The organism is Aneurinibacillus sp. XH2, from assembly GCF_001439585.2.
In the GTDB taxonomy this organism is placed as follows: Bacteria; Bacillota; Bacilli; order Aneurinibacillales; family Aneurinibacillaceae; genus Aneurinibacillus; species Aneurinibacillus thermoaerophilus.
Map to the genome: position 1 here is coordinate 82128 of NZ_CP014140.1, position 16938 is coordinate 99065.

Below are 16938 nucleotides of genomic sequence, written 5' to 3' on the forward strand. Positions count from 1 at the left end.
GAGATCCATGGACGCAGTGACATTGAGACAATTAACTGCTGAAAAAGGAATTGAACTTTCAGAAGAGCAGCTTCAGCAGTTTGAGAAGTATTATGAGCTACTTGTAGAATGGAACGAAAAAATGAATTTGACAGGGATTACGGAAAAGCAGCAGGTATATGAAAAACATTTTTATGATTCAATTACACCGGCGTTTTATTATACGTTTACTGGTGCGGAAAGTTTAATTGACGTTGGTTCAGGTGCGGGCTTTCCGGGGATTCCGCTCAAAATTTGTTTCCCGTCATTAAAATTGACGATACTTGATTCGTTGAATAAGCGGCTTGTCTTTTTGCAAGAAGTGGCAAGGCAGCTTGGCCTGGTGGATATCTCATTTGTCCATAGCCGGGCAGAAGATGCCGGAAAAGACAAGAAATACCGTGATCGCTTTGATCTTGTGACTGCCCGGGCGGTAGCGAGGATGAGCGTACTTGCGGAATTGTGTTTACCGTTTGTTAAACCGGGCGGCGCGTTCCTTGTCATGAAAGGTGCGGATATTGAAGCGGAGTTGAACGAAGGCAAAAAAGCGATTAAAGTTCTTGGTGGAAAAACCGAAAGAGTCGAGACGTTTGAACTTCCGGAAGAAAAAGCGGAACGCAACATCATCATTATTCGTAAACAGCAGAAGACCCCATCTGTTTATCCTCGAAAAGCCGGTACTCCCGCCAAGAAACCAATTGTATAACAAGGACAAGAAGGTAGCCAAAAGGCTGCCTTTTCTCATTGACAAATGCGAAAAACTTATGGGGCCTGTCCGTCTTTCCTTTTTTGCGGCAAATTTGTATGGGAGCAACAAAGGCTGTTGCCTGCGCTTGCGTTTGACAGCAGCTAAGTTTTTTATCGTGTTCTATAAGATTGCGCGCTTTCATAATGTTTCACGTGAAACATTGTGCAGGAAATAGGTGGGATGATGGCGAATATTGAAATTGGAAAGAAGGAGAAGTGGGTGATGTCTTATGAAGGATCAGTTTTCTCGATTATTTGGTCTAACAGAACGTACCGATCAGGAAGAGATTCGACAGATACCCGTAGCTCAAATTGTCCCTAATCCTTATCAACCTCGAACTGTGTTTGATGATGATAAAATTGATGAACTATGCGAGACAATAAAAGTCCACGGCATTATTCAACCAATTGTTGTACGGGAAAGAAGAGGCGTGTTTGAAATTATTGCTGGTGAGCGACGGTGGCGCGCAGTTACAAGGTTAGGTATGGAAACAATCCCGGCTATTGTAAAGGATTTTAATGATGAGCAGGCGGCTTCTATTGCTTTGATTGAAAACTTGCAGCGAGAAGGGCTTACTCCAATCGAGGAGGCTATAGCTTACCAGAAGCTTATTGATATTCATGGCTTAACACAGGAAAGCTTGGCGAACCGGCTGGGGAAAGGCCAGTCGACGATTGCTAATAAATTACGTCTGCTTCATCTGCCAGAACAGGTTCAAGAAGCATTGCTCGCTCGAAAAATTTCTGAACGGCACGCTAGGGCTCTATTAGTCTTAAAAGATGAGCGGGCCCAGTTAAAGCTTTTGAAAGAAATTATAGAAAAAGGGTGGAACGTAAAGCAAACAGAGCAACGCATCAAGTCGATAATGGAGCAGAAGAACGAAAAACCTGTGCCGAAGCGGCGTTCTTTTTCAAAAGATACACGTCTGGCCATTAATACTGTAAGACAATCTGTAGATATGGTGTTGCAAAGCGGCTTATATATTGAAACACAAGAAGAAGACCACGAAGAATTTTATCAATTCATCATTAAAATTCCGAAGAATAAAAAATAAGATTTTATCATTTAGCCAAGAATCTCGTGGCTTTAGCCATGAGAGGTTTAAGAATGGCAAACTCATGCGGCATTCTAATGAATATTATTATCAAACCAAATGAAGGGAGGCAGCAGGATGAGGCGCATTCCTCCCGCTCTTAAACAAGCGGGCTTCCTGCGCCTTTTTCTGTGAAACGTATGGGTAAAATTATTGCGGTCACAAATCAAAAAGGCGGCGTAGGAAAAACAACTACCTCTGTTAATCTTAGTGCATGTATTGCCAAAGAAGGAAAGAAAGTACTGCTTGTTGATATTGATGCCCAGGGAAATGCTACGAGCGGTATTGGAATCGAAAAAGCGAATGTTCGTTATTGTGTGTACGATGTATTGATTAACGACATTAACACGCTTGACGCAATTTTACCAACCGACATTGAGGGATTGTTCGTGCTGCCGGCTACCATTCAACTGGCAGGCGCAGAGATTGAACTTGTGCCTGTATATTCGCGAGAAAAACGTCTAAAGAAAGCGCTTGATACAGTACGGGATAAGTATGATTATATTATTATTGATTGTCCGCCTTCGCTCGGCATTCTAACTGTTAATGCGCTGACCGCGGCTGATTCTGTCCTGATTCCGATTCAGTGTGAATATTACGCGCTGGAAGGGTTAAGTCAACTATTGAACACAATTCGGCTTGTACAAAAACAGTTAAATCGTAATTTATATATCGAAGGTGTACTGCTAACCATGCTGGACGCCCGTACTAATCTCGGCATTCAGGTTATTGATGAAGTGAAGAAGTATTTTCAAGAAAAAGTGTATGGTACGATTATCCCGCGCAATGTTCGCCTAAGTGAAGCACCCAGCCACGGCCAAGCGATTATCACCTACGATCGCCGTTCTAAGGGAGCGGAAGTGTATACTGATTTAGCCAGAGAGGTGATTGGCATTGACTAAACGACTGGGGCGGGGACTGGATGCGCTGATTTCTTCGCTTGATATTGATGAAGGAGATCATATTTTACAAGTAGAAATCAAAAAAATCCGGCCCAATCCATATCAACCCCGCAAATACTTTGAAGAAGAAGCGTTGAATGAGCTTGCTGATTCAATTAAAGAACACGGTATTATCCAACCGTTAATAGCAAGAAAAAGCATAAAAGGATATGAATTAGTAGCAGGCGAGCGGAGGCTTAGAGCCGCTAAATTGGCGAATGTCGAACATGTGCCCGTAGTTGTCCGTGAGTTTACCGATGAACAGGTCATGCAAATTGCTTTGATCGAGAATTTACAACGAGAAGATTTGAACGCGATTGAAATTGCACAGGCTTATCAGAAACTAATGACAGCTTTTTCATTAAAGCAGGAAGAATTGGCAAAGAAAGTAGGAAAAAGCAGGCCACATGTAGCAAACTTTTTGCGTCTTCTTCAATTACCGAAAGAAATTCAGGAGCGAGTTTCACGTGGAACGTTATCAATGGGACATGCCCGGACATTGCTCGGTGTAGAAAAAGACCAGATAAAAATTGAACTAGCAAAAGAAGTAGAAGAAAAGTCGCTCAGTGTTCGCCAGCTGGAAGAGATAGTAAAAAGAATGAGCGAAAAGAAAAAAGTTTCACGCGAAACAAAAGACACAGAAACTCAACGTTTTGTAAAGGACTGGGAAGAAAGGTTGCGCATGGCGTTCGGAACATTGGTACATGTTAAGCCTTCAAAAAGTAAAAATCGAGGCAAAATTGAAATTTCATATTTTTCTCAGGAAGATTTGGAACGGATTCTTGAACTTGTTGAAAATAGCAAAGCATAAGCAAGGCAACCTGCAGAAAATAGGTTGCCTTCGCTGTTAGAAACGGACAATATAAAGAATAAAGGAAGGGAGAGAAGAGCGTGATGATATATTTGGACAACGCAGCCTCCACTTGGCCGAAGCCAAAAGAAGTTAGCCAAGCAGTAGCCGAATGTATCGAAGAGTATGCTGCCAACCCGGGGCGCGGCGGCCATAAACTTTCAATGAAGGCAAGTAAAACGGTATATCAGGCAAGAGTAAAGCTAGCCAAGCTTTTTAATATTAAAAATCCAAATGATATCTTTTTTACATTAAATGCGACGCAAGCATTAAACCAAGCTATTAAAGGATTTATACGGCAGGGAGATCATGTGGTTACGACTTCGCTGGAGCATAATTCCGTCCGCCGTCCGCTGGAGTTTTTGCGGAAAGAAGTCGGCGTGGAGATTACATATATTAAACCGGAGAATTATATGTTTTCGCTTGAGACCATTCGTGCAGCTATTCGCGAGAATACGAAATTGATTGTTGTTAGCCATGCTTCGAATTTATTGGGGACAATTGCTCCTGTGAAAGAAATAGGTCGGATTGCCCGGGAAGCGGGAGTAAGATATCTGGTAGACGCGTCGCAGACGGCGGGCATTCTACCGATTGATGTAGAAGACATGTACATCGATATGCTTGCTTTTCCAGGGCATAAAGGGTTGTACGGCCCGCAAGGAACTGGAGGTTTATATGTTCATTCTTCTATTGCTCTTACGCCATTGCTGCATGGTGGAACAGGCAGTCATTCAGAGGATATTGACCAACCAATGACGCGGCCGGATCGTTATGAAAGCGGGACACTAAATACGCCGGGGATCGCCGGGTTGGCGGCGGGGGTGGAATTTGTGCTACAGACAGGAATAGAGTCTATTCGCAGAAAAGAATGGTGGCTTACGCGTCTTCTGCTTGAAAAGTTGGAAGACATGGAAGGGGTAACGGTGTTTGGACCTGATAAGGATACAGAACGGGTCGGGGTTGTACCGTTTATGCTAGAAGGGGTCGATGCTTCTGAACTCGCCTATATTTTAGATCAGGAGTATAATATTGCTGTCCGCGCCGGTTTTCATTGTACACCTTTGGCACACGAAACGGTAGGGACGTTGACAACAGGGGCTGTTCGCGCTAGTTTTGGTTATTTTAATAAACAAGAAGATGTAGAAGCGCTGGTTGTGGCTTTACGGGAGATTAGAGAGGCTTTTGCGTTCTAAAGGTTTTTCTCAATTAAATAATGGTCGAATGGTCGGCAAGAGAGCCGCAAGAGTAAAAAGAGCATATGATTCATAGTAGCAATGAATCATATGCTCTTTACTTATTCGGAAGCGCTTTGATACAAGGAAGAGCGATTTCCTATGTTGGGCATATAGCGATATGGCGATTCTTTTATGTGGACGATTGCGCTATAAAGCGAAGTTGCGATAATTTCGCTCATTTTCATCACGACGCTTAGACGAGTGTTCTGTAGGACAAAATATTCCATAAATCCGCCTATATTCACAATGCCAGTAATGTGAAATGTTCCTACCTCGGGCAGTTGTTTTTTTACTCCTGCCCCTGGTTTAATGGGGCCGTGGGCGACTGTGATTTTACCAACGCTGTTGAGTTGTCCGAGACAGGCATCAATTGCGATAATAAGCGGATTGGTATGTTTTTTCTTTACATAGTCGATGGTTTCTTGAAGATTCACGGCATGGACGGGAGAATCAAGTGTTCCGTAAATCGAAACATTGCTTGGGTACATACGTTCAAGATGGGAACCGACAATTGGACCAAGCGCATCGCCGGTGGAACGGTCGGTTCCAATGCAGAATACGACGATATCCGAATATCCACGGTATACGCGAAGGCGTTGCTGCAGATGTTGGGTTAACAATTCAACGGCTTGTTCCTCTGAATGGTCAATGCGAAAGGGATTGGGCGGGTACATGTGTACCGTATTGCTGTCGTTTATCATTTGTACCTCCCGTATGAAAATAATATTATCAGTATACGCCGGAGTTGTTAAAAATATACTACTGTAATAACGTATTCAGAGATTGGGGAATCAGGGACAATGATGGGCGACACCAAAGAACATTTTATTAATGTTTACACGACTTGCTTTACAATATGACATGTGAAGGGATACATTTGGAATATGACTTAGTTTTGGAATTTTGCTATATTTTTGTACAGAGCATTATATTAAGAAAGTTTTTATGCTTATACTCGTTCGTTCTTTTTTCACGTATTAAAGAAGAATCATCATATTATGTGCAGACTGGCAAAGCATCGTTCACATCTTTTGTTTTTTTCATCTAAAATCGTAAATCCTCTACCCTTAAGCGAAGTATAGGAGGGGAGCGTTGACTGCTTATACGATTAATAAGGAAGAAAAAACGCAAAGGATGTTATGTTACAATAAGGAGAATGATATGAACAGCCGCATTTTAATTGCATTTGATTCGACCCAGCAAGCGCTGCGAGCAGAAGTGTTGCTTGAATATGCGGACATCGAGATTGACACAAGGCCGACACCGAAAGAAATTACGGCCGGATGCGCCCTATCGATCGATATTCCCGCCGCTGATTTTTTAGAAGTCGATCGCATTATTAAAGATGAAAATGTCGAAATAAAAGGGTATTATCATATGGTGAAGGGTATTTATGTACCTTATATTCATCGGGAAGAAATGGAACATGAATAGTTAGAACTAGATGGAGAATAGGAGGAATTGAATGCATGGATTTACATAAGTATTATGATGATTTTATAACTTATATAACCGATGTGGAAAAGTGGGTCGCTTTTGGTAAAATAACCCTTAAGATTGTTCTTATTCTCATCGTAGCGAAAATTCTTGTCGTTGTGGGAAACGCTGCGGTAAACCGTTTATTCAAAGAACGCGAAGCATCTGCAAATAAGTTTGATCGCCTTCGCATGGACCCACGCCGTAGCCAGACGATGCGAACCTTGATAAATAATGTTATTAAATATACGATTTATTTTATTGCGTTTTTAAACGTTTTTACGTTTCTTGGATATGATCCAAAACCGCTTTTGGCAAGTGCTGGTGTACTGGGATTGGCGATTGGCTTTGGCGCTCAGAATCTAGTGCGTGACGTGATTACTGGCTTTTTTATTATTTTTGAAGACCAATTTGCGGTTGGAGATGTAGTCACAATTAACAACATAACCGGAACGGTTCAAGAAATTGGTCTGCGTGTTACCCGAATCAAAATTTGGACAGGGGAAATTCATATTATTCCAAATGGGAGTATTACGGAAGTAACAAACTTGTCCATCGCAAATTCTATGGCTGTGGTTGATGTGAGCGTTTCGTATAAAGAAGATATTAATGAAGTCGTAAGAATACTTGAGGAAGCGGCGCCCAGATGGGAACAAGAATATGAAGAAATCGTTAAAACCCCGACCGTTCTTGGTGTGGAGCGTTTTGGCGCTTCTGATGTAGTTATCCGTCTCATTGCGGAATGCCAGCCGATGCAACATTATCCGGTTATGCGTAGATTACGGGCAGATATCAAAAAAATGTTTGATGAACGGGGCATTGAAATCCCTTACCCACATATGGTTATGATTCCTCAGCGTGGTGATAATAATCAGATGGCTGCTGAAGAAGTGTCCAAGCAGAAAGCTTCATCCTAATAACAAAAAGAGGGGAGACGTAAAGATGGAGCGGAAAGAATTTGGACTAGGAGACATCGTAGAAATGAAAAAGCCACATCCGTGTGGCACAAATCGTTGGAAAATTATTCGCATGGGAATGGATATTCGTTTAAAATGTCAGGGGTGTGATCACAGTGTTCTCATTCCGCGTCAAAAATTCGAGAAACGGTTAAAGAAAGTACTTGTCCGTGCCGGAGAAGAAAAATAAATTAAGAAAAGCTCGCGGGGCACACCTGCGAGCTTTTCTTATTTATTTTTCGCTCTTTTCATTTAAAAAAGCCATAAGTAGAATGCGAGAGTTGGTTTCTTGGCTTAATTGTTTTTCTAGCTCTTGAATTTTTGCTACTTCTCTTTCTGACAGATTGGCCGGGGGATATGTGTTAAGATACTCGTTAGCCATGATTTCACCTCCTCAACGTAGTATGCCCTGATTAAAGGGGGAGAGACGGGCTAATTGTTTTTTCCTGCGATATACTCGTGCTATAATGGTAAAAGTATTTTTGGAAATTAAGATTGAGGAGTGTTTACATATATGGGAAACTCTTGCGGTATTGTCGGCCTTCCTAACGTAGGAAAGTCCACTTTATTCAATGCGATTACACAGGCAGGCGCCGAATCGGCGAATTATCCGTTTTGTACGATTGAACCAAACGTAGGAATCGTGGAGGTGCCAGACCCGCGTCTGAAAAAGCTGACAGAAATTGTAGTGCCAAATCGTACGGTTCCAACGACGTTCCAGTTTGTTGACATCGCTGGTCTTGTGCGTGGCGCAAGCAAGGGAGAAGGGCTTGGTAACCAGTTTCTGTCCCATATTCGTGAAGTAGACGCGATTGCGCACGTAGTTCGCTGCTTCGAAGACGAGAATATTACTCATGTTGAGGGACGGGTAGACCCGGTTAGCGATATCACGACGATTAATCTTGAGTTGATACTGGCGGATCTTGAATCGGTTGAGCGTCGTATCGATCGTTTAGGAAGGAAAGTAAAAGCTGGAGATAAAGATGCAAAAATGGAATATGAAGTGCTTTTAAAAATTAAAGAAGCGCTGGAGAATGAGAAACCGGCTCGCAGTGTGGAGCTTACGGATGACGAGAAAAAACTTGTACGCCATTTCCATTTGTTAACGATGAAGCCAGTATTATACGTGGCCAACGTAAGCGAAGACGGTATCCAAGAAGCGGAAAACGGACAAAATGAGCATGTAGAGAAGGTGAAAGAATTCGCTGTAGCAGAAGGTTCACGCGTTGTTGTCATTTCCGCGAAAGTAGAGTCTGAAATTGCGGAGATGGATGAACAAGATAAGCAGATGTTTTTGGAAGAGCTTGGCCTGAAGGAATCTGGACTGGATCGTTTAATTCGCGAAGCATACGCGCTGCTTGGCTTGATTACGTATTTTACGGCCGGTGTGCAGGAAGTTCGCGCTTGGACGATTCGCCGTGGCACGAAGGCACCTCAGGCGGCTGGCGTTATTCATAACGACTTTGAACGCGGCTTTATTCGCGCGGAAGTAGTAGCTTACGATGATTTAATTGAAGCCGGTTCGATGACAAAGGCGAAAGAAAATGGAAAATTCCGTCTGGAAGGAAAAGACTATATCGTGAATGATGGAGATATTATGCATTTTCGTTTTAATGTATAAAAAATACAAAAAAATAAAGATAAAACAGTAGAAAATTATGTAAAATATTGGTAAAATATAAATACAAAAAGGTATCCATTTTTTTTGACTGGAACGTGCTCTAGCAAATTGGAAGAAAAAATACTTGCAGCATTTTGAATAATTTATTATAATTTTTAAATGCGAGTTTAGAAATAGTCACGTCTAGAACGTGCTCGCTCCTTGTCCCATATATATGGGGCCGTTTAGTCCAAAAGGAGGTGAAGAATATGCGTAAATACGAAGTGATGTACATTCTGCGCCCGGATCTTCAAGAGGAAGCCATTAAGGCTAACATTGAGCGCTTCTCCGGAATTATTACGGAGAAAGGCGGTCAGATGGAGAAGATTACTGAAATGGGTAAGAAACGTCTGGCATACGAAATCAAGGATTACCGCGAGGGTTTCTATGTGCTCATGAATTTCCAAGCCGAGCCGCAAGCGGTTGCTGAGATGGAACGTCTGATGAAAATCAATGATGATATCATTCGTTACCTGGTTGTTCGTGAAGACGAAAAATAAGTCTTATGATTTGGAGGGATTATCGTGTTGAATCGTGTGGTATTGTTAGGGCGTTTAACCAAAGATCCCGAACTCCGCTATACGCCGAACGGAACTGCTGTAGTTACCTTTACGCTTGCGGTTGATCGTCGAATGACAAATCAACAGGGCGAAAGAGAAACCGACTTTCTTCCTATTGTTGTATGGAGCAAGTTGGCTGAATTATGCGCCCAATACCTGAAAAAAGGGCAGCAAGCCGCTGTGGAAGGACGCATTCAGGTGCGTAACTACGAAAATAAGGAAGGACGTCGCGTATATGTTACGGAAATCATTGCAGATAATGTGCAATTCTTAGGCGGTAGACAAGGCCAAAGCAGCGACGAATCATACTCCAGCGGATTTGAGAGGTCGGCGGGTTTTGATGGCGGACATTCTCGCGATTCGTTTGACGATAATCCCTTTGCTAACGATCAGAGACCGATCGATATTTCGGACGACGATTTACCATTTTAATAACGCTACGGTATGATTTAAACAAAAGGAGGGAATTTTCATGGCACAACGTCGTGGACGCGGTAAGCGCCGTAAAGTTTGTTACTTTACTGCGAACAAAATTACTCATATCGACTACAAAGATGTTGATTTGCTGAAGAAGTTCATCAGCGAACGCGGTAAAATTTTACCTCGCCGCGTAACTGGAACTTCCGCGAAATACCAACGTATGCTGACGGTTGCGATTAAGCGCGCTCGTCAAGTTGCTTTGTTGCCATACGTAACAGAGTAATATACATGGATAGAAAGAGGCAGAGAGGAATACTCCTGCCTCTTTTTTCACCTCCTTATTTGCCACTTGACCGTTCTTTATGATAAATTTAGTGAGGCTTATTTTTTTTGCAAAAAATGATAAAAAGGAGGGAACACCTGTGCAAAATAACGTAAGGGCGATCTTGGAAGGAGCATTCGTCAGCGCAATTTTTCTTGTGCTTTTTTTTATCGCGTTTTATACGCCGCTCAGCATTGTTGCCGTGTTTGCGTTGCCGCTTCCGCTTACCGTATATGGGTACCGTCATGAGGCAAAAGCAGGAGGACTGGCTGCTTTTGTGACTGTATTTTTGTCGTTTATATTCGCAGGCTTTCCAGGATTGCTACTATCTTTTCCGGCCGCTGTTATGGGACTGGTCATGGGTGTTGCCTATCGGAAGAAAAAGTCGGCTGGGCAGGTTCTAATGATCGGAACATTAGTGGAACTGACTTTTATGTTTGTCAGTATCGGTCTGGCGCTAGCCGTTATGAAAATAAATCCTTTGGATGATATGATAAAAGCTATGCGGGAAATTTCGGAGCAAGTTTTGACTGATATGCAGAAACAGATTGAGAATTCGGTTAGCCAATTGCCCGAAGACCAAAGAAATGAGGCACAGACAAAGCAACTCGCACAGCTTAAAGAATCTTTAGGGATGATGAAAGCGCAGGTTACATCTTTAATCACGGCTATCATTCCAGGGCTTTTAATTTCATCATCACTTTTGTCCGCTTTAATCAACCATGCGTTTTTCCGGCGAATTTCGCAGCGAATGGGCGTACAGATTCAATCATTGCCAGCTTTACATAATTTGCGCTTTCCGCGCTCGATTTTGTATTATTATTTTATTGTACTCTTTCTGTTCATGATAAAAGGGCTACAGGATTACCATTTTTTGTACATGGCGGTTCTTAATATTATGCTGGTGTTGCAGCTGCTCTTTTTCGTGCAGGGATTAGGATTTATTGCGTACTGGATTCATCAGCGTAACGCAAGCAAAGGGCTGTTATTTATTGCGGTGATCTTGTTCCTTATTCCGCCGTTTACTTATATACTACTGTTAATAGGGGTTCTGGATGTAGGTTTTAATCTGCGGAACCGATTTTTTCGATAATAGGAGCTGAGTATATGCTGAAGTTCCTGGCAAAGCGCTGGTTTGGCTCGCATATTATCCTCGCTCTCGGCTTTTGTGCATTAGCGGCTGGATTATTGGCTGTTTATGTAAATTGGGTGTTTGCGATCATTGGTTTTGTGGTGGTGGCGAGCAGTGGATATCTTGCGTTTCATAATCAGCTGCTTATTCGTGATGAGATGGAGACATATATTTCTACATTAAGCCATCGCATCAAAAAAGCGGGGGATGGAGTGGTCAATGAACTGCCGATCGGCATTGTGCTCTATAATGAAGATAAGGTGATCGAATGGCACAATCCATATTTGCAGCATATGACCGAAAAAGACAGCTTAATTGGCGAATCGCTGCTTGATGTATTTCCACCGCTTACTGAAATAAAGGAAGATCAGCAAAAAGCGGAGATAACATACCGCAAGCGAATTTACGAAATATTGCATCGCCCGGAGGAGCGTCTGCTTTATTTTACGGACATTACCGATTATAAGGAATTGCAGATGCATTATGAGGAGGAAAAGCTTGTACTTGCGATTGTTCATCTGGATAACTTGGATGAGGTAGCAAAGGGCATGGATGAACAAAGCCGAAGCCTTCTTCTTACTAATGTTACGGGAGCGATCACAAAATGGGCGCATCAATATGGTATTTATCTACGGCGTTTTTCTTCTGACAAGTTCTTGGCGGTATTTGATCAAGGAACTTTGCATCAGTTGGAGGCCACTCGCTTTGATATTCTTGATGTGGTGCGTGAGATGACGAACAAGAATAAAATCCCGATTACGCTGAGTATCGGAGTAGGAGCCGGAAGCGACACGGTTATTGAACTGGGTGAAATGGCACAATCCAGTCTTGACGTGGCACTTGGCCGCGGCGGTGACCAGGCGGCTGTGAAATTCAGGGATAAAATTACGTTCTATGGTGGTAAGTCTAATGCTGTTGAAAAGCGGAACCGGGTACGCGCACGCGTTATTTCGCACGCGCTGCGCGATTTAATGCTGGAAAGTGATCTTGTGCTTATTATGGGACATAAAATGCCGGATATGGACGCGATTGGCGCCGCAATCGGCGTGCTGAAAGCAGTGCATGCGGCTGAAAAACAGGGGTATATTGTACTGGATGAAAGCAATCCTGCGATTGAGCGCTTGATGCAGGAAGTAGAAGAACATGAATACTTGGGTGACTATTTTGTTTCCAGCGATCAGGCGTTGCAAATGGCGACGAAGAGGACGCTTCTGGTCGTGGTCGATACGCATCGTCCGTCTATGGTTATCGAACCGCGTTTGTTGAACGTGACCCACAAGGTTGTTCTTATCGACCATCATCGGCGTTCGCAGGAGTTTATTTCCGACCCGGTTCTTATTTACCTTGAGCCTTATGCTTCATCGACTAGCGAGCTTGTTACCGAATTGCTTCAGTATCAAGGAGATAACCTGGCGCTTGATGTGTTGGAAGCGACCGCGTTGCTCGCTGGAATTGTGGTTGACACGAAGAGCTTTGCGTTTCGCACCGGTTCACGGACTTTTGAAGCCGCTTCGTTCTTGCGGCGTAAAGGGGCGGATACCGCTCTTGTACAAGTGCTTCTGAAAGAAGACTTACATCAATACATTCGCCGTGCGGAAATTGTCCAACATACGGAAGTGTTTTGCGGCTCTATCGCCATCGCGAGAGGGAAAGAGGACGAAACATACGGTCAATTGTTGATCGCGCAGGCGGCGGATACGTTGCTCACGATGGCTGGTATTGAAGCTTCGTTCGTTGTCTGCCGCAGACCGGATGGTTTGGTGTCTATCAGCGCTCGCTCGCTGGGTGATTTCAATGTTCAGCTTGTCATGGAACAGATGGGCGGCGGCGGACATTTAAATAATGCAGCTACCCAGTTGAAAGACGTGACCGTTTCCGAAGCGGTTGCTCAACTAAAAGAAATACTTAAGAATTATCAAGGGGGGAAACTAAAATGAAAGTAATCTTTTTGCAAGATGTGAAAGGGCAAGGAAAAAAAGGGGAAATTAAGGAGGTTTCCGAAGGTTACGCGCGTAACTTTTTGTTTAAAAAAGGATTGGCGCAGGAAGCGACTCCCGGCAATTTGAAAATGCTTGAAGCACATAAGAAAAGCGAGGCCAAACGCAAAGAACAGGAGCGTGAAGACGCGAAAGCACTGGCAAAAGAGCTTGAGAATTTCACGCTTACTGTTAAAGCGAAAGCCGGTGAAGGTGGTCGTCTGTTTGGCGGCGTGAGTACAAAGCAAATCGCCGAGGAATTGAAGAAAGCGAATTACAAGGTAGATAAGCGTAAGATAGAGCTTTCTGAACCGATTCGTACCCTTGGTTATACAAATGTGCCGATAAAGCTGCATCCAGAAGTAACAGCGACCGTAAAGGTACATGTTGTTGAAGAATAGAATTGAGGGATAGGCTATGAGTGATATTTTCCTCGATCGTATTCCACCCCAAAACATCGAGGCCGAACAGGCCGTTTTGGGGGCTATTTTTTTGGAGCAGGAAGCATTAATCACGGCGACGGATATTTTGACGGCAGAAGATTTCTACCGAACATCTCATCAACGCATTTTTCAGGTGATGGTGGATTTAGGGGAACGGAATGAGCCAGTCGATCTTGTAACCGTTACGGCGGAGCTGGAGAACCGCAAACAGTTGGATGAAGTAGGCGGGGTTTCGTACTTGACTGATCTGGCCACATCTGTTCCAACAGCCTCCAATGTGGAATACTACGCCCGGATCGTAGAGGAAAAATCAACTCTGCGCCGCTTAATTCGGGCTGCGACCAAGATTGTGACAGACAGCTATACGATGGGTGAAAATGTGCAGGCGCTCTTGAGCGAAGCTGAGCGTAGCATTATGCAGATTGCGCAGCGTCAGCGTACATCCAGCTTTCAGCACATTAAAGATGTGCTGATGGATACGTATGAGTACATTGAGACACTATCGAATAATAAGGGCGAGATTACCGGGTTGCCTACCGGGTATCCGGATCTTGATAAGATGACAGCTGGGCTGAAACCGTCCGAGCTTATCATCTTGGCTGCCCGGCCAGCAGTGGGAAAAACTGCGTTCGCGTTAAATGTGGCACAGAATGTGGCTGCTCGCGCCGGGGCTTCCGTGGCGATATTCAGTCTGGAGATGTCAGCGACCCAGCTTGTGCAGCGGATGATTTGTGCGGAAGGCAATATTGATGCACAGCGAATGCGTACAGGGTATTTCACGGAGGAAGACTGGCACAAGTTGACGATGGCAATTGGTACGCTGGCGAACGCTCCTATTTATATAGATGATACGCCAGGAATTACTATAAGCGAAATCCGTTCCAAGTGCCGCCGCCTGAAGGCGGAGGTGGGTCTGGGTTTGATTTTGATCGATTATTTACAGTTGATTACCGGGAGAAAGGGCGGCAGCGATAATCGCCAGCAGGAAATTTCCGAGATTTCCCGAACGCTTAAGTTGCTCGCCCGTGAGCTTGAATGCCCGGTCATTGCCTTATCGCAGCTAAGCCGTGCTGTGGAACAGCGTCAGGACAAGCGGCCGATGTTGTCCGATATTCGCGAGAGTGGAAGCATTGAACAGGATGCTGATATGGTTGCCTTCCTTTACCGCGATGACTATTACAACAAAGAGACGGAGCGGAAAAACATCATTGAAGTCATTATCGGTAAGCAACGGAGCGGGCCGACTGGGACGGTGGAACTTGCCTTTCTTAAAGAATACAATAAGTTTGTAAGTCTAAGTCAGCATGAGGAGCCGGTGCAGAAGTAGGAAGTACCATCCATGCATATATTTTCAAAAAAATCCCTATTCTACTTGATAGGGATTTTTTTGATATTTTGCAGATCCGATCGACAGGACGCAAAGCGGCCGTTTTCCTTTTTTAAGGAAAAAGGACAAATAGCAATGCCCGCGAATTTTTCTTATATTTATTCTAATTCTCGAACAAATTGCTTCAATAGAACCCGATCGTTCGGTTTTGATTGACATACAAGAGAGCGATTGCTAAACTTAGTATGTTAGAAAAGTAGGAGGTGCCCAGCCAATGTCAACCGTAGTAGTTGTAGGAACCCAATGGGGAGACGAAGGAAAAGGAAAAATCACTGACTTCTTAGCGGAAAAAGCGGAAGTCGTCGCGCGTTATCAAGGTGGAAACAATGCGGGTCATACCATTGTTTTTGGCGGGACAAAATATAAATTGCACTTAATTCCTTCAGGAATTTTTTACAAAGAAAAAATCTGCGTCATCGGAAATGGAATGGTTGTCAATCCGAAGGCGTTAGTAGAAGAACTAGATTATTTACATAACAATGGTGTAAACACGGATAATCTGCGCATTAGCGACCGTGCTCATGTTATCATGCCGTATCATATGAAACTCGACGCGGCAGAGGAAGCAAAGAAAGGCGACAATAAAATCGGCACAACCTTAAAAGGTATCGGACCGGCATATATGGATAAATCTGCCCGTATCGGTATTCGCATCGCCGATTTGATGGATAAGGAAGTATTCGAAACAAAACTTCGCCGCAATCTGGAGGAAAAAAACCGACTGTTCGAAAAGTACTATGAAACAGACGGTTTTACAGCGGAGGAAATTCTCGATGAATACTTGGCATATGCGGAACGCATTCGCCCATATGTAACGGATACGTCTGTTGTGCTGAATGATGCTATTGATGCTGGGAAGCGTGTATTGTTCGAAGGTGCGCAGGGCGTAATGCTGGATATTGACCAAGGAACATACCCATTTGTAACGTCTTCCAATCCGGTAGCTGGCGGCGTGTGCATCGGTTCCGGCGTAGGACCGACAAAAATTCATCATGTGGTAGGCGTGGCAAAGGCGTACACTAGCCGTGTGGGTGACGGGCCATTCCCAACTGAACTGCATGATGAGATCGGTAACCGTATTCGTGAAGTAGGCCGTGAATATGGTACGACAACAGGTCGTCCGCGCCGTGTAGGCTGGTTTGATAGCGTAGTTGTCCGCCATGCGCGTCGCGTAAGTGGGATCACAGCTCTTGCTCTGAACTCTCTGGATGTATTGACTGGGCTCGATACGGTGAAAATTTGCGCCGCTTACCGCTATAAGGGCCAAATTATCGAACATTACCCGGCAAACCTTAATATGTTGGCGGAATGCGAGCCGGTATACGAAGAACTATCAGGCTGGAAAGAAGACATTACAGGCGTTCGTTCGCTTGATGAACTTCCGGAAAATGCGCGCCACTATGTGGAGCGTATCACACAACTGACCGGCATTCCGCTTGCGACGTTTTCCGTAGGTCCTGATCGTGATCAAACCAATGTTGTTCGTAGCGTATATTCTTTGTAATGTGTCAGCGTAATGCTATATATAACGAGGTTAATCGCTTCCGGCTTTATTTAAAAAAGCCGGGAGCATTGCTTTTTCAGGGAGTTTAGATATTTATTCCTCTTATTCCTGTTATTTTCTGTCGAAATGTGTCGTTTTTTTCTTGCTATTATACTCTTCCGGTGCTACCATGAAGGGGTGTTTGGAAGAAGGAACATGAAGGCATTGTCGTGCTCTG

19 protein-coding genes are annotated in these 16938 nt (G+C 43.9%); 17 read left to right on the plus strand and 2 right to left on the minus strand.

The features are described 5' to 3' along the window. The first annotated feature begins 7 nt into the window (after positions 1–7). The 5 genes from rsmG to ACH33_RS00445 all read left to right on the plus strand — a co-directional run bounded on the left by rsmG (position 8) and on the right by ACH33_RS00445 (position 4843). Entirely contained in the window at positions 8–724 is a 717-nt protein-coding gene (rsmG, locus tag ACH33_RS00420; RefSeq protein ID WP_057897229.1) for a 16S rRNA (guanine(527)-N(7))-methyltransferase RsmG, read from the plus strand. A gap of 271 nt (positions 725–995) precedes the next feature. Beyond that, positions 996–1820 carry a nucleoid occlusion protein gene (noc, locus tag ACH33_RS00430; protein ID WP_057897231.1) on the plus strand — a complete coding sequence of 275 codons (825 nt, stop codon included), beginning with the start codon at positions 996–998 and terminating at the stop codon, positions 1818–1820. A gap of 179 nt (positions 1821–1999) precedes the next feature. Further along, positions 2000–2761: a ParA family protein gene (locus ACH33_RS00435; protein WP_057897232.1), complete on the plus strand. Its 762-nt coding sequence runs from the start codon at positions 2000–2002 to the stop codon at positions 2759–2761. Continuing rightward, a complete protein-coding gene (locus ACH33_RS00440) occupies positions 2754–3611 on the plus strand; it encodes a ParB/RepB/Spo0J family partition protein (protein WP_057897233.1) in 858 nt (285 codons plus the stop codon). Before ACH33_RS00435 ends, ACH33_RS00440 begins: the two co-directional genes overlap by 8 nt. Positions 3612–3694: 83 nt before the next feature. Then, on the plus strand, positions 3695–4843 hold the full coding sequence (locus ACH33_RS00445) for an aminotransferase class V-fold PLP-dependent enzyme (RefSeq protein WP_057897234.1): 1149 nt from the start codon (positions 3695–3697) through the stop codon (positions 4841–4843). A 101-nt stretch (positions 4844–4944) separates the two neighbouring features. Here the strand turns inward: ACH33_RS00445 and yyaC are convergent, their stop codons facing one another. After that, entirely contained in the window at positions 4945–5586 is a 642-nt protein-coding gene (gene yyaC, locus ACH33_RS00450; protein WP_057897235.1) for a spore protease YyaC, read from the minus strand. Positions 5587–6046: 460 nt separating this feature from the next. On the opposite strand from yyaC, the gene ACH33_RS00455 reads away from it, so the two are divergent. From ACH33_RS00455 to ACH33_RS00465, 3 genes are read left to right on the plus strand one after another with little or no spacing between them, the layout of a single operon-like run. Beyond that, positions 6047–6319 (plus strand): putative Se/S carrier protein, encoded by a 273-nt coding sequence (locus ACH33_RS00455; protein ID WP_057900187.1) that lies wholly within the window; start codon positions 6047–6049, stop codon positions 6317–6319. 35 nt (positions 6320–6354) lie between these two features. Then, entirely contained in the window at positions 6355–7278 is a 924-nt protein-coding gene (locus tag ACH33_RS00460; protein ID WP_057897236.1) for a mechanosensitive ion channel family protein, read from the plus strand. 25 nt (positions 7279–7303) lie between these two features. Then, positions 7304–7507, plus strand: a complete 204-nt coding sequence (locus ACH33_RS00465; RefSeq protein ID WP_057897237.1) for a DUF951 domain-containing protein — start codon at positions 7304–7306, stop codon at positions 7505–7507. A 42-nt stretch (positions 7508–7549) separates the two neighbouring features. On the opposite strand, the gene ACH33_RS18955 is transcribed toward ACH33_RS00465, so the two are convergent. Continuing rightward, entirely contained in the window at positions 7550–7699 is a 150-nt protein-coding gene (locus tag ACH33_RS18955) for a hypothetical protein (RefSeq protein WP_156423976.1), read from the minus strand. A gap of 132 nt (positions 7700–7831) precedes the next feature. Between ACH33_RS18955 and ychF the strand changes: the two genes are divergently transcribed. The 9 genes from ychF (at position 7832) to ACH33_RS00510 (ending at position 16721) form a co-directional block, all read left to right on the plus strand. Next, complete coding sequence (gene ychF, locus ACH33_RS00470; RefSeq protein WP_057897238.1) at positions 7832–8938, plus strand: redox-regulated ATPase YchF; 1107 nt, start codon at positions 7832–7834, stop codon at positions 8936–8938. Positions 8939–9186: 248 nt separating this feature from the next. Then, positions 9187–9477: a 30S ribosomal protein S6 gene (rpsF, locus tag ACH33_RS00475; protein WP_057897239.1), complete on the plus strand. Its 291-nt coding sequence runs from the start codon at positions 9187–9189 to the stop codon at positions 9475–9477. A 24-nt stretch (positions 9478–9501) separates the two neighbouring features. Beyond that, positions 9502–9969 (plus strand): single-stranded DNA-binding protein, encoded by a 468-nt coding sequence (ssb, locus tag ACH33_RS00480; protein ID WP_217639395.1) that lies wholly within the window; start codon positions 9502–9504, stop codon positions 9967–9969. A 40-nt stretch (positions 9970–10009) separates the two neighbouring features. After that, positions 10010–10240: a 30S ribosomal protein S18 gene (gene rpsR, locus ACH33_RS00485; RefSeq protein WP_057897240.1), complete on the plus strand. Its 231-nt coding sequence runs from the start codon at positions 10010–10012 to the stop codon at positions 10238–10240. A 139-nt stretch (positions 10241–10379) separates the two neighbouring features. Beyond that, positions 10380–11372 carry a YybS family protein gene (locus tag ACH33_RS00490; RefSeq protein WP_057897241.1) on the plus strand — a complete coding sequence of 331 codons (993 nt, stop codon included), beginning with the start codon at positions 10380–10382 and terminating at the stop codon, positions 11370–11372. 14 nt (positions 11373–11386) lie between these two features. Then, positions 11387–13348 (plus strand): DHH family phosphoesterase, encoded by a 1962-nt coding sequence (locus ACH33_RS00495; RefSeq protein WP_057897242.1) that lies wholly within the window; start codon positions 11387–11389, stop codon positions 13346–13348. After that, a complete protein-coding gene (gene rplI / locus ACH33_RS00500) occupies positions 13345–13788 on the plus strand; it encodes a 50S ribosomal protein L9 (RefSeq protein WP_057897243.1) in 444 nt (147 codons plus the stop codon). The genes ACH33_RS00495 and rplI overlap by 4 nt, the downstream gene beginning before the upstream one ends. Before the next feature lie 16 nt (positions 13789–13804). Further along, positions 13805–15157 carry a replicative DNA helicase gene (gene dnaB / locus ACH33_RS00505; protein ID WP_057897244.1) on the plus strand — a complete coding sequence of 451 codons (1353 nt, stop codon included), beginning with the start codon at positions 13805–13807 and terminating at the stop codon, positions 15155–15157. A gap of 274 nt (positions 15158–15431) precedes the next feature. Further along, entirely contained in the window at positions 15432–16721 is a 1290-nt protein-coding gene (locus ACH33_RS00510; RefSeq protein ID WP_057897245.1) for an adenylosuccinate synthase, read from the plus strand. The last annotated feature ends 217 nt before the right edge of the window (positions 16722–16938 follow it).

Coding starts and splice junctions, on each gene's coding strand:
- ychF (WP_057897238.1), top strand. CDS start 7,832: ATGGGAAACTCTTGCGGTATTGTCGGCCTTCCTAACGTAGGAAAGTCC.
- noc (WP_057897231.1), top strand. CDS start 996: ATGAAGGATCAGTTTTCTCGATTATTTGGTCTAACAGAACGTACCGAT.
- ACH33_RS00510 (WP_057897245.1), top strand. CDS start 15,432: ATGTCAACCGTAGTAGTTGTAGGAACCCAATGGGGAGACGAAGGAAAA.
- ACH33_RS00495 (WP_057897242.1), top strand. CDS start 11,387: ATGCTGAAGTTCCTGGCAAAGCGCTGGTTTGGCTCGCATATTATCCTC.
- yyaC (WP_057897235.1), bottom strand. CDS start 5,586: ATGATAAACGACAGCAATACGGTACACATGTACCCGCCCAATCCCTTT.
- rpsF (WP_057897239.1), top strand. CDS start 9,187: ATGCGTAAATACGAAGTGATGTACATTCTGCGCCCGGATCTTCAAGAG.
- ACH33_RS00445 (WP_057897234.1), top strand. CDS start 3,695: ATGATATATTTGGACAACGCAGCCTCCACTTGGCCGAAGCCAAAAGAA.
- dnaB (WP_057897244.1), top strand. CDS start 13,805: ATGAGTGATATTTTCCTCGATCGTATTCCACCCCAAAACATCGAGGCC.
- ACH33_RS18955 (WP_156423976.1), bottom strand. CDS start 7,699: ATGGCTAACGAGTATCTTAACACATATCCCCCGGCCAATCTGTCAGAA.
- rplI (WP_057897243.1), top strand. CDS start 13,345: ATGAAAGTAATCTTTTTGCAAGATGTGAAAGGGCAAGGAAAAAAAGGG.
- ACH33_RS00435 (WP_057897232.1), top strand. CDS start 2,000: ATGGGTAAAATTATTGCGGTCACAAATCAAAAAGGCGGCGTAGGAAAA.
- ACH33_RS00455 (WP_057900187.1), top strand. CDS start 6,047: ATGAACAGCCGCATTTTAATTGCATTTGATTCGACCCAGCAAGCGCTG.
- ACH33_RS00460 (WP_057897236.1), top strand. CDS start 6,355: ATGGATTTACATAAGTATTATGATGATTTTATAACTTATATAACCGAT.
- rpsR (WP_057897240.1), top strand. CDS start 10,010: ATGGCACAACGTCGTGGACGCGGTAAGCGCCGTAAAGTTTGTTACTTT.
- ACH33_RS00465 (WP_057897237.1), top strand. CDS start 7,304: ATGGAGCGGAAAGAATTTGGACTAGGAGACATCGTAGAAATGAAAAAG.
- rsmG (WP_057897229.1), top strand. CDS start 8: ATGGACGCAGTGACATTGAGACAATTAACTGCTGAAAAAGGAATTGAA.